Here is a 14,178-nt window from a genome sequence, read left to right as displayed (position 1 = left end):
AAAGGACTCCTTGAGTCCTTAAAAATTATCTAATGAAATATGATCTTTTAAGATCTGTAAAAAATCATTTAGATTTTCAGTTTTCAATAATAAACTCTGAAGTTGGGGGTTGTGCATCATTTCTACAAAGGTATCGTAGAGCTTTTCAATATCTTTTTTAGATTCATCGGATAACCCTAACATTAAAATAATTTGTGCTGTATCTTTACCAGACCAATGAATAGGTTCATCCAATATTCCTATAGCTATCTTACTTTTAAGCGAACACATTTCCAAAGGGTGGGGAATTGCAATGACTCCATCCATTACTGTAGAAACCTTGTTCTCTCTTTCAAATACACTTTTTTCAAAACGTTCATCTACATATCCGGCATTTCGAAGGAGCTCACAGAGTATATGAATAATTTCTTTTTTATTGTGGACATGTGTGTGAACAAATAACTTAGGATCAAAAAAGTTTTGAATTTGATCTACAGGATGCATATTGCTCATAGTAAGAGCGCGAGTGATATTCTCAATATCTTTTCTTAATAAGGGCATTTCAACAGTTACGCATGGAATCTTTGTATTAGATAAGGGAACCGTAGAGATTATGCAGTCCACTGATTCTAAATCCATATCTTCCAATTCATTGGAAGGAGCCACCTTGATGATATCAATATTATTTGAGAACAATTTGCTGATTTTGGCGGATAAAAAGCTCCCAGTTGCATAGCCATTATCATAGAGAATCATTACTTTTTTATGTTTTGAATTCCTTAAATCAAAATATCGTTCAATAGCTGCACCGATATGAAGGGAAATATACCCAATTTCATCATCGCTGAGATCAAAAGGTTCATTCTTAAAAACTTGTTTAATTACCGTTTCAGTAACTTCATAAGAAAGAATATAGTTATTTTTGATCGTATTCAATAAAGGATTCTTCTTATGTAAATCTAAATAATGTGTATTGAGTATAGACTGAAGATGATGGTTTAAATCTCTTTCCAAAATATAGTCAGATCTTAAATCAAAATGATAAAGCTCATAGATCATATTGATGATACTAGAAACAATTTGATGTACATAATCAATATTCGCATGGTTGTTTAAAAGCTCATTGGTATTGGATATATAATGCGAATAAATGTAGTTTTTTTCGCTTTCGCTAAAACGAGTATGAAATGTTGATTCTATACATTCAATCAATGGCGAAAGAAGGTTTTGAGTCTGACTATCTACAGAAAAGTCATGGCTCTCCATATTTTGATCTGCCTGAATTCTTGATACGGATAAGGCAATATGAAGAATCAGGTTTCTAAGATTGTAGTCTGAAAAGTGCATGCCGTTTTTCTTGTTGAAATCTGTGACCAGCTCTTGGATCTGCTCAAATTCTAAATCTTTTAGAAGCGCCTGCTGCTCATTTGAAAACTTAGATACATAAGCATTGTAATTGGATGTGACCAAATCTATGATGCAATTTCGCTTATTTATTTCAGAGCCTTCAATTTTGTAACCTACATTGGGCTTATTTTTGAGGGTTAAATCATATTTTTGAAGAATCAAACGTACAGTCTTTAGATAGCTAATAATCGTATTGATGCTTACAAATACTTCATTGGCAAGATCGTCTTGTGTTTTGAAATCATCTGAGTAAAGCATATAGATGATAATGTGATTAATTCTTTTATCTACAGAATCTAAACTTCCATCTGGCGTTGTATCATTCTGCAATAGGATCAATGAATCTTCGGGAATTTCCAAAATATAACCATTCCCTCTTTTCGTCAAAATCTTAGCATTCCATGGTGCCAGTTCTTCGTTGAGGATGCGGATGTCATTGCGTAAAGTTCTCTTGGAAATCTGAAATTTTCTAGCTAGCTCTTCAGGGGAAAGGGGTCCTTTTTGAGAAGCGAGGAAAGTAAAAATTTCTTGTAAGCGATTATAAGAAAACACGGACACACCTCCTAATCATCCATATTTATTATAACTTTTGTGAAAAAAGATAGCATTATAAGTCATTGCCAACTCAAATGGCAATTTTAGAATAGAATATATTATAAACTACTGCCATTTCAAACGGTAAATGCTTGTCTTTTATTTAAACATTAAACAGAATAGAATGGAATCAGAAAATGAAAGGCCTTTCAATCTAACGAAAGATGCATATTTTGCAAAGAGGAGGAATTACGTTGAGTACAATTAAAGTAGGAGTTATCGGAGTAGGACAGATGGGAACCTACCATGCGCAGATTTATCAGAAGTTGCCACAGGTAGAATTGGTAGCGCTTTGTGAATTTAATGATACAAGAAGAGAGCAGTTGAAAACTGAATTCCCTGGTGTTGCTTTATATAAGGATTATAAAGATCTTTTAGCAGACAATAGTATTGAAGCTGTAAGTATTGTATTGCCAGACAATTTACATAGAGAAGCTGTGGAGCTTGCGGTAAAAGCAAATAAGCATATTCTTTTGGAAAAACCATTAGCGAAAGAATTAGAAGATGGAAAAGCTTTGTATGAAATCACAAAAGACTATGGCAAAGTGTTTACAACAGGTTTCTTGTTGCGATTTGATCCACGTTTTGCGATGATCAAGGAACGTTTAGATAGCGGAGAATTAGGTGATATCATCCACTGTTATGTGCGTAGAAACTCACCAATTATTGGTCCAAGACGTTATATCGGAGCTAGTGATTTGAGCATGCATGTAATGATTCATGATATTGATTATCTGAACTGGTGGATTGGATGTCAGCCAGTAAAAGTGTTTGCTAAGAATCGTAGTGTATTGTTGAAAGAAAATGGCATGAATGATGTTATTTATGCCATCGTAACCTATGAAAATGGTACGGTTGCATGCATGGAAGCTTGTTGGACATTGCCGGAAAATTCCCCAACAATCATTGATGATAAAGTTGAATTAGTGGGAACAAAGGGTGTTGCTTACGTTGATTCTTGTGACTATGGTGTACGTTTTGTATCCGAAAAAGGAATTGAATATCCGGATAGCCGTCACTGGTATTATGTCAATGGCGAAGTTTGTGGAGATTTAGCCGAAGAAGTTATGGCTTTTGTTAATAATGTAGCTTCTAACACAAAATCAATTATTACACCTAAACAGTCTTATGATGCATTGCGTGTAGTTGATGCAATTGAAAGATCAATCAAAGAAGGTAAAGAAGTTGAATTGTAACTAACAAGAAGGGAGAGTATATGTCAAACAATGTCTCGTTGCGTGTGAAAGCGCAGCGTCTAGGTGGTAAGTTAAGCGCCATGGTTCTTCCTAACCTGGGTGCCTTTATGGGATGGGGTATCTTAACGGCTTTAGGAATTTGGCTTGCGAATGATACATTAAAAGGTTTTGTAGCTCCTGTATTGACTTATCTTCTTCCGGTACTAATCGGTGTTGCCGGAGGGAAGATGGTCTATGGAGAAAAAGGAGCTGTTATAGGAGCCTTTACTACTATGGGAGTTGTCATTGGTGCGAATATTACGATGTTGTTAGGAGCAATGATCATTTCTCCAATTGCAGCATGGATATTGAAAAAAGTGGATGGTGTGATTGAACCGCACATTCCTGTTGGGTTTGAGTTATTGATTGGGAACTTGACAGTTGCGATTCTGGGTGCCATTATTGCGGTATTTGGTTGTGTCGTATTAGCGCCAGCCATTACATCACTTTCCGGTTTCTTTGCAGCTGGTGTGTCAGCTTTGGAAAACAATAATCTGTTGCCTTTGACAGCTATCTTTATTGAACCGGCTAAAGTATTATTTTTAAATAATGCGATTGGTCAGGGGATTTTGACACCATTAGGAACTACTCAGTTGGATGAATTGGGTAAATCTGTATTGTTCTTATTGGAATCCAATCCGGGACCAGGTTTGGGAATTCTGTTAGCCTACTGTCTGTTTGGAAAAGGAAATTCCAAAGCAAATGCATATGGAGCCACGGTGATTCATTTCTTTGGTGGTATTCATGAGATTTATTTCCCATTTATTTTGATGAAACCGGTATTGGTTATTGCGGCTATTGCCGGAGGTATCGTAGGAACATTCCTGTTTACGTTATTTGGAGTAGGATTAGTAGGTGTTAGTTCACCAGGAAGTATCATCACAATCATGATGATGTCTGCTGCCGGCGATCAGTTAAAAATCTTATTAGCCGTTCTTGCCTCGGCTGCTGCCAGTGGTATTGTAGCTTCTATTATTTTAAAAGGCTCTAAAGATGTAGATGAAGCGGAAGTTAACAAGAGCTTAAAAGAAGCAGCTAAGACAATGGAATCTTTGAAAGGTAAGAAATCTAGAATCTCTTCTGTCTTTGAAGATAAGGAACAAGAGGTTGATTATAGTGCTATAAAAAAGGTTCTTTATGTATGTGATGCCGGATTGGGGTCTTCAGCTATGGGAGCCAGCGTGATTGCGAAAAAGTTGAAGAAAGCTGGCATAACTGATATTGGTGTTGAACATGCCCGTGTCATGGATCTTCCTAGAGAGGATGCAGATATTATCGTAACGCATGTTTCATTAAAAGATGTAGCTCACGAAAAACAGCCGGATATCAAAATTATTTCTATTGAAGACTATCTGAATGCACCGGAATATGACGAACTGGTGAATAATATCGTTTCATCAAGAAATAAATAAACAAAAGGCAAGGATCCTCCGGTTTTGGATTCTTGCCTTTCATTGAAGAAAGCAGGGAAAATATGTTAAAAGCACTTGTTTTTGATTTTGACGGTGTCATTGTAGATACAGAAGCAGAATGGTATTATATATACAAAGAATGGCTAAAAAAAACATATGATTATGATTTGAAAGTCAATGATTATTTAGTGTGTGTGGGAGCCAACAGTCAGAACCTGTTTCGATTTATTAAAAAAGAATTGGGAGATCATGTTCCTATTGAAGAATTTGAAAAAGAAGCAACACAGGACTATATTGAAAGAACCAATCGCCTTCCGGCGATGGAAGGTGTTAAAGAGTTGATCATACGGGCCAAATCAGAGGGGTTAAAATTAGCAATTGCAACTTCGGCAACGCGAAAAAAGCCTTTTACACAATTAAAAAGGTTAGGCTTATTGGACTATTTTGATGCTTTTTCGACTGCTGAATTAAGCGAGAATATAAAGCCGGCGCCTGATATTTTTCTTAAAGCAGCTGAATTATTGGATTGTAAGCCGGAGGAATGTCTGGCTATTGAAGATTCTTTGAATGGGCTTATTGCGGCGCAAAGAGCTTCTATGCCGTGTTTGATCGTTCCTAACATGATTACAAAAGATAGTCCGTTTACTGGCTATTATAAAATGGTTAACTCTTTAAAGGATATAGATTTGAGCGAGATCGAATCATATTTTTTAAAAAAAGAATAAAGGGAGGATAAACAGATGCTGGAAAAGATTTCAGAAGAAAATATAAGTATTGGAGTTCATGCAACAGATTGGGAAGATGCCATACGAAAATCAGCACAGTATTTGCTGGAAACAAAAAAAATAGAAAACAGTTATATTGATGCAATGATTGAAACTGTACATAAGATTGGACCGTATATCGTATTAGGCAATCACGTAGCTTTAGCACATGCTAGACCGGAATGTGGAGTAAATCAGTTATCTGTGCATTTTACAACATTAAATCCTCCTGTACCTTTTGGAAGTGAAAAATTTGATCCTGTTTCTTTGGTAATCACATTAGCAGCAGTAGATGCTGATAGTCACCTTGAGTTAATCAGTGAATTAGCAAATGTATTGATGGATGAAGAAAATGTTGATAAGCTTGTAGAGTCAAAAAATGCCTCAGAATTTTTGAGGCTGCTTAATGAAATGAAGGAAGAATAAATTTATGATCATAACATTTGATATTGGAGGAACATCTATAAAATATGGACTTATAGATGAAAAAAAGGGTGAATTAACATTTGTAGAACGTGGTGAAGTAGATACAGATGCCAAGGTTATCAAGGGGCCGGGTATTTTAAAAAAAGTAGAATCAATCATTCAGGAAAATCAAAAGACTTACGAAATCAAAGGAATTGCTATTTCGACTGCAGGTATGGTGGATGCGCAGAAAGGTTCAATCATTTATGCAAATGAAAACATTCCGGAATATACAGGAATGGGATTAAAAGCCTATTATGAGCGTGTATTTGGCATTCCATGCTGGATGGAAAATGATGTAAATGCTGCAGCGTTAGGAGAAGCAGTTTTTGGAGCAGCTCAGGGAGCACAAAGTGCGCTGATGTTAACAATCGGCACAGGTGTAGGTGGAGCATTGATCATTGATGAGCAAGTATATCATGGTTATAGTGGTAGTGCCGGAGAAATTGGGTATATGTGGCTGAATGGAAAGCATTTTGAAAATACAGGTAGCACGACAGCTTTGGTGCATTATGTAGAGGAAAAGACATCTCAAAAAGGACTGAACGGCAAAATCATCTTTGAAAGAGCCAAGCAGGGTGATTTAATGTGCGTAGAGGCTATTGATGTACTTTGTAGAAACATCATACAAGGCATCAGTAACTGTGTTTGTTTATTCAATCCTCAGGTAGTGGTTCTTGGTGGGGGAATTATGGCTCAAAAAGAGTATTTAGAGCCTATTATGCAAAAATATATGCAGAAATTTTTGAACGAAGAGATGTATAGGAATACAACTCTGAAATTCGCAACTCTACAAAACCAGGCTGGTATGGCTGGAGCTTATGCATATTGGCTTAAACAAGAACTATAAAATGGGACCTGTTGAAACAAACAGGTTCTTTTTGAATTCCGTGCTTGACTTGTCTTTCAAAACAAGGTATTTTGATACCAATGACACAAGAAGAAAAACAAGAAAGAAAACAGAAAACACGCCATACATTGAATGAGCTTTTAGTTGGATTGTTTAATTATATTCTATATATTGAAGCCAATAACCTGAAACAAAAGGGTGTAGAGCTATCGATTACAGAAGTTCATATTCTGGAAAGAATTCAAAGAGCCAGTTCCAATACGATGAGCCATTTAGCCAGAAGTTTAATGGTGACATCAGGGACTTTGACAACCAATGTTTCTCGTTTGGAAAAGAAGGGTTATGTAGAACGTTATCGTGATGAAAATGATCGTAGAATTGTCCGATTAAGAAATACACCTAAAGCGTTGGATGTACTAAAGATTCATGATGAATTCCATGCGAATATGATCGATAAAGCTATTGGTGATCTAGGTTTGGAAGAAAATGAAGTCTTAAACGAGGCATTGGAAAATATCTTAGAATATTTCAGCGATGAATATTCGGATCAAAAGAGAGGAGCATAAACTGCCGCAAGGCAGTTTTTTTGTCAAAACTTTACACATATAAAGACAAGAAATAATCATAAAATCAATTGTAAAGTTAAGTGTAAAAAGAATTTCAAAATAAATTTGATTTTAAAATGTCAATTATATTGACATAAACTGACATATTGATATACTTACTATGTAAGCGCTTAAAATTTGAATCATGTAATGAAAGGAGAAAGGATATTGTATTGACCGTCAGATGAGTCTCTACAATATATCAAGAAGAAGAATGTGATAAAAAAAGAATATGATGTTATTGTTGCTGGTGGAGGAATGTCGGGCACTTGTGCAGCAATTGCAGCTGCTCGCAATGATATGAGTGTTCTGTTGATTGATCAGAACGGATATTTAGGAGGCACGTTAACTGCAAATGGTGTAGGACCTATGATGACTTTTTTTGCAGGAGAAAAACAAGTTATTCAAGGTATTGGAGAAGAAATCGTAAAAAGGTTAAAAGAAAGAGGGTATTCGCCAGGGCATGTTTATGACTCTACCCATTATATTTCTTATGTGACACCTTTTTCTGCGGAAGGATTAAAAATAGTTTTAGATGAAATGGCTATAGACAGTAATGTTACGCTCTTATATCACACCTATATTATCGGTATAAATAAAAACGGGAATACAATTAAATCGATTGATATTGTAAATAAGGATGGCATATCTACTATAAATGCAAAAATCTTTATTGATGCGACAGGAGACGGTGACTTAGCTGTTGAGGCCGGCATTCCATTTACATTAGGTAGAGAATCAGATAATGCAACTCAACCGTTAACAATGAATATGAAAGTATATGGAGTTGATACAAGTAAATTGAAGAAAACAGTTTTACAGAATCCAAAGAAATTTCCAAGGCTAAACAGAGATATAGAAGTGATGAAAAAAGTAGAAGCATTATCATTTGTAGGCTTTGAAGAAGAGTTCAAAAGGGCGAAGGAATTAGGAGAGATAACAATACCTCGAGAAGATGTATTATTCTTTGAAACCAGTACACCAGGTGAATATATTATCAATACGACTAGGATCATTAATGAAAACGGTGCCTCAGCTCTAGGATTGACGAATGCAGAAATCATAGGACGTAAACAATGTGAAGAGTTATACAAGTTTCTTATAAAATACGTTCCAGGTTTTGAAAACTCTAAGATTGCTTATACCGGTCCTAGTGTGGGTGTAAGAGGATCGAGACAGATTCAAGGAGTTTATAAGTTAACAGGTGAGGATCTATTGGAACAAAAAAGATTTAACTCAGTCATAGCTCATTCTGGCTATCCGATAGATATTCATAATCCTAAAGGAGAAGGAACACTGTCTGTACACGTAAATAAACAAGAAGAGAGTAAAGAAGCAAAATTCGATCGTTCGACTTTTGATAGTTATTATTCAATTCCATATGAAATTATGATCACAAAAGAAATTCAAAATTTGATTGTGACCGGAAGGTGTGTCTCCGCCTCTTTTGAGGCACAGGCAGCAATCCGTACAACGCCAACAATGACAGCATTGGGGCAAGCAGCTGGTACTGCTGCTGCATTAGCAATACAAACAAATCAATCTGTTAATAAAATAGACATTAAAAACCTTCAAAATCTTTTGATTGCGCAAGGTAGTTATATTGAGAAAAAATAAGAGGGAGAAAATATGGAAACTATCCAGTTAATAGGAATTTTATTGGTGTTTTTTATAATGGTAGGTCTGATGATGGCAAGAAAGCTACCAACTATTATTGCTTTACCAGTAATGGCAATAGCTATATCTTTTATAGCGGGTGTAACATTTATGTCTTCTGATCCTGAAAAATTTACGATTGTAAAAGATGTATTAGAAGCAGGTTCAATGAGAATGTCAACGGCTATTTCAGGTTTAGTATTTGGTGCGATTTTTGGGAAAGTACTTTCAAAAGTTGGAGTTACAGAGACTATTATAAAAAAAGCTGCTGAGTTAGCTGGAGACAAAGCATTGCCGATAGCACTTGTGTTTTTGGCAGTATGTTCGGTAATTTTTGCGGCTAGTAACGGATTAGGAATGGTGATTTTGGTTGGAACAATTATTATTCCAATTATGATTTCTGCAGGATTGTCTCCTATGATTAGTGGAATTATTCTATTATTATCTAGTGCCATTGGGGTAACATTCTCTGTGAATACACTTGCAGTTTACTTAGATGTTTTAAAGTTGGATTTAGATGTCGTGACAGGTTATTCTTGGATGGTTGGACTTCCTTTAATTATCGTATCTGTAATTATGATTATTTATTATATCCAGTTTCAAGGAAAAACAAGTAAAGCTTGGGCTATGCCTAATAATGCAAGAAATGGACAACAGGTTCGAGCAATTGCATTAATTTCACCGATTGTTCCGGTGGCATTAGTTTTTGCGTTTAAGGTACCTTTAATTGCATCCATACTAATTGGGATAGTAGTTGCTTTGGTATTATCTACTCCAAAAAATCCAATTCATGTTGTTTCATCTGCATTTGTTGAAGGAATTCAAGATGTTGCAGGTGCAATGGGATTAATGATTGGTATCGGAATGTTACTAAATGCTGTAATGTCCAGCGAGGTATCTGCTATCTTGTCACCGGCTATTTCTTTAGCAATTCCTAAAAATCAATTAATGTTTGTCTTGATTTTTGGCTTATTGTCACCATTAGCTATTTATCGAGGACCTCTAAATGTTTGGGGATTAGGATCGGGGATAATATCATTGTTAGTTGCAAGTGGTATGAATCCTGTTGCTGCAATGGTAGCACTTCGTCTAGATTCAAATGTACAAGCAGTGTGTGATCCAACAAATTCACATAATGTATGGATTGCAGATTTCACGAAAACAGATGTAAATGAAATTTTAAAGAAGACTATTTTATGGATTTCGGTTTCAACGCTAATTGGGTTAATTGTATCGTCATTTTTCCTATACTAGAAATTTGAGGTGTTAAAAGTGGGAAAGAAAGTTAGAATTGGCATTGATGTAGGAGGAACTTTTACAGATGCTGTAGCTATAGATAATGAAACATATGATGTTATTGCGAAGATGAAAATTCCTACTACACATAAGGATGGTGTAGCAAAAGGTATTGTAACAATCATTCAGAAGTTATTGTCTGAAAATAATATACTTCCTGAAGATGTTAGTTTTATTGCCCATGGGACAACACAAGCCACAAATGCATTATTAGAAGGCGATGTAGCAAAAGTAGGTATAATCGGCATGGGAACAGGAATGGATGCTCGTTCTGCAAAAAAAGAAACATCCATTGAACATATTGAATTAGCACCTGGAAAATATTTAACATCTACTCATGAATTTATTGATTCTTCAGAAATAAATGACGAGATGTTGGGGGAAATAATCAGTAAATTAAAAGATGCTGATTGTGAGGTAATTGTTGCATCCGAAGCATATTCAGTAGATGATCCGGAAAACGAGAACAAAGTTATAAAAAAGGCGCAGGAGCTGGGTATGTTCTCAACAGGAGGACATGAAATTTCACAACTTTATGGATTAAAAATGCGAACTCGAACTGCTGTGGTAAATGCCTCATTGATTCCGAAAATGATGCAGACAGCAGATATGACAGAAAAAGCAGTACAAGATACTAAAATTAAGTCCAATTTAATGATTATGAGGGCGGATGGTGGAGTTATGAGCATTAATGAAGTTCGTCAACGTCCAATTTTAACGATGCTTTCTGGTCTAGCAGCTGGTGTTGCCGGAGCTCTAATGTATGAAAAAGTTTCGGATGGAATTTTCTTTGAGGTTGGAGGGACATCTGTTGATATCTCAGTCATTAAAAATGGAAAAGTAATGATCAAGTATGCACAAGTGGGAGGACATAAAACATATTTGCGTTCCCTTGATGTTCGGACATTAGCAGTGGCTGGTGGATCTATGATACGAGTTAGAAATGGGGAAATCTGTGATGTTGGTCCGCGATCAGCTCATATTGCGGGTTTAGATTATGAGTGTTTTACAGATGCAGAGAATTTAAAAGATCCACTTATATCTTTTGTTTCTCCCCGTCAGGGAGATCCAGATGAATATGCGATTATTACCGGGGAAAAGGGTATCTCGTATTCTTATACTTTAGCAGGTGCAGCTAATCTCTTAGGATATGTTCCAGCTGGAGATTATGCACAAGGAAATCAAGAAAGTAATATTGTCGCATGGAAGGCATTGGGAGATTATTTACATATATCTGCAGAGGAAGCAGCGCAAAAAGTAATTGATTTGGCAATTTCTAAATTAGAGCCAGTCGTACAAGAATTAATCAACGAATATGAAATTGATCCTGGATTTGTGATGTTGGTTGGAGGCGGTGGCTCAGGTGCAGTTGTAGTTCCAGCGCTTGCTAAAAAGCTAGGCTATAAATGGAAAATAGCTAAGAATGCCCCATATATTTCAACCATCGGAGTAGCTTTGGCTATGGTTCGTGAGCAAATCGAACGCTCTATTGCAAATCCTACAGATGAAGATATCAAAAAGATTCGTTTAGATGTTATTGAAAAGATTGTGCAATCAGGAGCGCAAGAAGAGACAGTGGAAGTAAGCATAGAAGTTGATTCACAACGGAATATAGTTCGTGCAATCGCAACAGGAGCTACGGAGATGCGTCAAAAAAATTTGAAAAATTCGATCATTGGCCAAGAAGAATTGATAAAATTGGCTTCTGATGCATTAGGCGTAGATTCTTCATCAATAAAACTTATTGCCCAAACAGGCCGTTGGAATTTAATGCATTCCCAAACTATTAAAAAGAAATTTATTTTTAAACAAAAGAAATCGGATGTTTGTATGATTGATCGTGAAGGTGTTGTGCGATTCAAAGGGAGTAACACATTCTACCATATCTTTGAAAAGCGAGAATTAGAAAGTTCATTTCTACCATTTGTTGACGAACATACAATATATTCAGATGCAAATGCAACGATTCCCAAAGTCTATCTTTTCTATAAAGAAAAGATGTTAGATTTAACTGGAATGCAAACTATTGAGCAACTAGTTTCGATTATGGAAGTGGAAATTGAATCTTTAACAGATACAGATACAATATTTACAGTGGCATATCAATAAAAAAGGTAAAGGTATGATTGATTATTCAGATGATTTTTTAGGGTATTTACAACTTAAACAAGATTTATTATTCAATAAAATTCCGAAGAAAAAAATTTTGTATTATATACAAGAATCATTAGATGAAGGAAAAAAAAGAGCAGCTGAGTTTAAAAATATGAGTATCAAAGATATTATTGCTCAGCTGAATATAGATGTTCACTATACAGAAGAGAATGGTGACTTCTTTAAAGTTAAGTTTAGGGCTCAGTCGTCGATCGACAGGGAAGGAAAAATAAAAATTCTTCTTTATAAACCATCTGTTCAAGAACTTGCACAAGCCAACACAGTATCTTTTGAAGAAATGTGGGGAATTATACTTGCTCATGAATGCTTTCATTTTCTTGAGTTTTCCAGCAAAGAAATTGTTTCCGAAAAACTAGATTCAATATCAACTATTAAAATATTAAATTATACTAGAGAGGCTAAGATACAATCTGCTAGTGAGATTGCGGCAAATGGATTTGCAAAAGAGTTATTGCATCTTACTTATTTGCCAAACTATTATGATTATGTATTTATGCTCAAGGAAGGGAGCATAACATATAGTGATATTGAAAAAGAATATCAGGAATTTAGAAAATTATTTTAAAGAATCGTCAAAGCTCCATTCTCAAGTAAGAGGATGGAGTTCTCTTTTTGAAAAGATATTTTATTGAGCCTAAAATATTATATAATGATTGTATCGAAATGGAGGAACTATGAAATCGCCAGTTGTTTTAAAAATTATTTCACTTGAATCTTCATTTACATCCAGCGAATATGAAATCAGTCAATTTGTTATAAATAATCCAGAGTATGTAATTGCTAATTCGATTTCTGAATTAGCAAATAAGATAAATACATCGGAAGCAAGTATAAATCGATTTTGTCGAAAAGTGGGTTTTAAAGGCTTCAATAAATTTAAGATGGCTTTGGCGCAAAGTAATACACAGTTGGATAGAATGTCAGAAAATGAAGTGGATGCAGATAATCTTTTGGATTATATTACTTATGATTATCAACAGATGATTTTAAGTACATGTGCTTTATTGGAAAAAGAGGATATTGAAGAAGTAGCTTCTTTGATTCCACTAGCATCAAAAGTATTTATGTATTCTATATACACAACATCATTTGTTGTAGGAGAATTTTCTTTTAAACTTCGCCAATTAGGAATAGATGTAATAGAACTTAAAGATCATCTTGAAGCCCAGCTAGCTATAGAATACATGAACTCAGATTCTTTATTGATTACTGTTGTTCCATCAGTCACAAGTAAGGGTGTTTTGCCTTTTTTAGATAAAATTAGGACGAAAAATGTAAAAACTGTTTTGATATCTGAAAATGATAATCCAAAATTAAGTGATTTAATAGATGTTAAGATTTTGATACCTGGATCAATGACTGCCAAAAACCCATTGGTAATTTCCAACTCTCCCATGATATCTTTAGTATTCGATATTATTTATGCGACTATATTAAAAAATAATAAAGCGTTTCGTCAAAGAAAACTAAGTAGTGATACAATTATTGATTCTTTCGAAGCGGCAGAGTCTGCTCGATATGAATGGTAAGAGGAATAGTTATTTGATTGATTGCTAAATTTAGAGTATAAGATACTTTTCTTTTAAAAATGATTAAAAGTTTCGCTATACCGACAATTTGGTGATATGGCATAAATAATGTCAAATTAGATTTTATATTGTAGTCAGAAAAGAGGTATTCTTTATGACTACAAATACTCAATCATTTTTAACCAAACATGCAACTTCCCATTTGATGGAT

12 protein-coding genes are annotated in these 14,178 nt (G+C 35.0%); 11 read left to right on the top strand and 1 reads right to left on the bottom strand.

Annotated features, from left to right (window positions below; all coding sequences use genetic code 11):
- Positions 1 to 18 precede the first annotated feature (18 nt).
- On the bottom strand, positions 19 to 1,938 hold the full coding sequence (locus U0M88_RS05495; protein WP_331869154.1) for a BglG family transcription antiterminator: 1,920 nt from the start codon (positions 1,936 to 1,938) through the stop codon (positions 19 to 21).
- Positions 1,939 to 2,174: 236 nt separating this feature from the next.
- Here U0M88_RS05495 and U0M88_RS05490 point away from each other — a divergent pair, with 236 nt between their 5' ends.
- From U0M88_RS05490 to U0M88_RS05440, 11 genes are all read left to right on the top strand, one after another.
- Positions 2,175 to 3,176, top strand: a complete 1,002-nt coding sequence (locus U0M88_RS05490; RefSeq protein ID WP_220412066.1) for a Gfo/Idh/MocA family protein — start codon at positions 2,175 to 2,177, stop codon at positions 3,174 to 3,176.
- 20 nt (positions 3,177 to 3,196) lie between these two features.
- On the top strand, positions 3,197 to 4,627 hold the full coding sequence (locus tag U0M88_RS05485; RefSeq protein ID WP_117445974.1) for a PTS mannitol transporter subunit IICB: 1,431 nt from the start codon (positions 3,197 to 3,199) through the stop codon (positions 4,625 to 4,627).
- A gap of 62 nt (positions 4,628 to 4,689) precedes the next feature.
- The gene (locus tag U0M88_RS05480) at positions 4,690 to 5,352 is read left to right on the top strand and encodes an HAD family hydrolase (RefSeq protein ID WP_331869153.1); all 663 of its coding nucleotides are present in this window, start codon (positions 4,690 to 4,692) and stop codon (positions 5,350 to 5,352) included.
- A gap of 15 nt (positions 5,353 to 5,367) precedes the next feature.
- Positions 5,368 to 5,817: a PTS sugar transporter subunit IIA gene (locus U0M88_RS05475; RefSeq protein ID WP_117445972.1), complete on the top strand. Its 450-nt coding sequence runs from the start codon at positions 5,368 to 5,370 to the stop codon at positions 5,815 to 5,817.
- A gap of 4 nt (positions 5,818 to 5,821) precedes the next feature.
- The gene (locus U0M88_RS05470; protein ID WP_168966410.1) at positions 5,822 to 6,706 is read left to right on the top strand and encodes an ROK family protein; all 885 of its coding nucleotides are present in this window, start codon (positions 5,822 to 5,824) and stop codon (positions 6,704 to 6,706) included.
- Positions 6,707 to 6,786: 80 nt separating this feature from the next.
- Positions 6,787 to 7,272, top strand: coding sequence for a MarR family winged helix-turn-helix transcriptional regulator (locus tag U0M88_RS05465; protein WP_022790063.1), 486 nt, complete (start codon positions 6,787 to 6,789; stop codon positions 7,270 to 7,272).
- Between the two features lie 255 nt (positions 7,273 to 7,527).
- Entirely contained in the window at positions 7,528 to 8,928 is a 1,401-nt protein-coding gene (locus U0M88_RS05460; RefSeq protein ID WP_220412065.1) for an FAD-dependent oxidoreductase, read from the top strand.
- Between the two features lie 12 nt (positions 8,929 to 8,940).
- Positions 8,941 to 10,221 (top strand): citrate transporter, encoded by a 1,281-nt coding sequence (locus U0M88_RS05455; RefSeq protein WP_022790065.1) that lies wholly within the window; start codon positions 8,941 to 8,943, stop codon positions 10,219 to 10,221.
- Positions 10,222 to 10,239: 18 nt separating this feature from the next.
- Complete coding sequence (locus U0M88_RS05450; RefSeq protein ID WP_331869152.1) at positions 10,240 to 12,372, top strand: hydantoinase/oxoprolinase family protein; 2,133 nt, start codon at positions 10,240 to 10,242, stop codon at positions 12,370 to 12,372.
- Positions 12,373 to 12,385: 13 nt separating this feature from the next.
- Positions 12,386 to 13,003, top strand: a complete 618-nt coding sequence (locus U0M88_RS05445; RefSeq protein WP_331869151.1) for a hypothetical protein — start codon at positions 12,386 to 12,388, stop codon at positions 13,001 to 13,003.
- A 109-nt stretch (positions 13,004 to 13,112) separates the two neighbouring features.
- Positions 13,113 to 13,967 carry a MurR/RpiR family transcriptional regulator gene (locus U0M88_RS05440; RefSeq protein WP_331869150.1) on the top strand — a complete coding sequence of 285 codons (855 nt, stop codon included), beginning with the start codon at positions 13,113 to 13,115 and terminating at the stop codon, positions 13,965 to 13,967.
- The last annotated feature ends 211 nt before the right edge of the window (positions 13,968 to 14,178 follow it).

This window comes from Faecalicoccus sp. (assembly GCF_036552745.1).
Classification (GTDB): Bacteria; Bacillota_I; Bacilli_A; order Erysipelotrichales; family Erysipelotrichaceae; genus Faecalicoccus.
The sequence above is the reverse complement of the archived record's forward strand: the minus strand, read 5'-3'. Positions and strand labels throughout refer to the sequence as shown.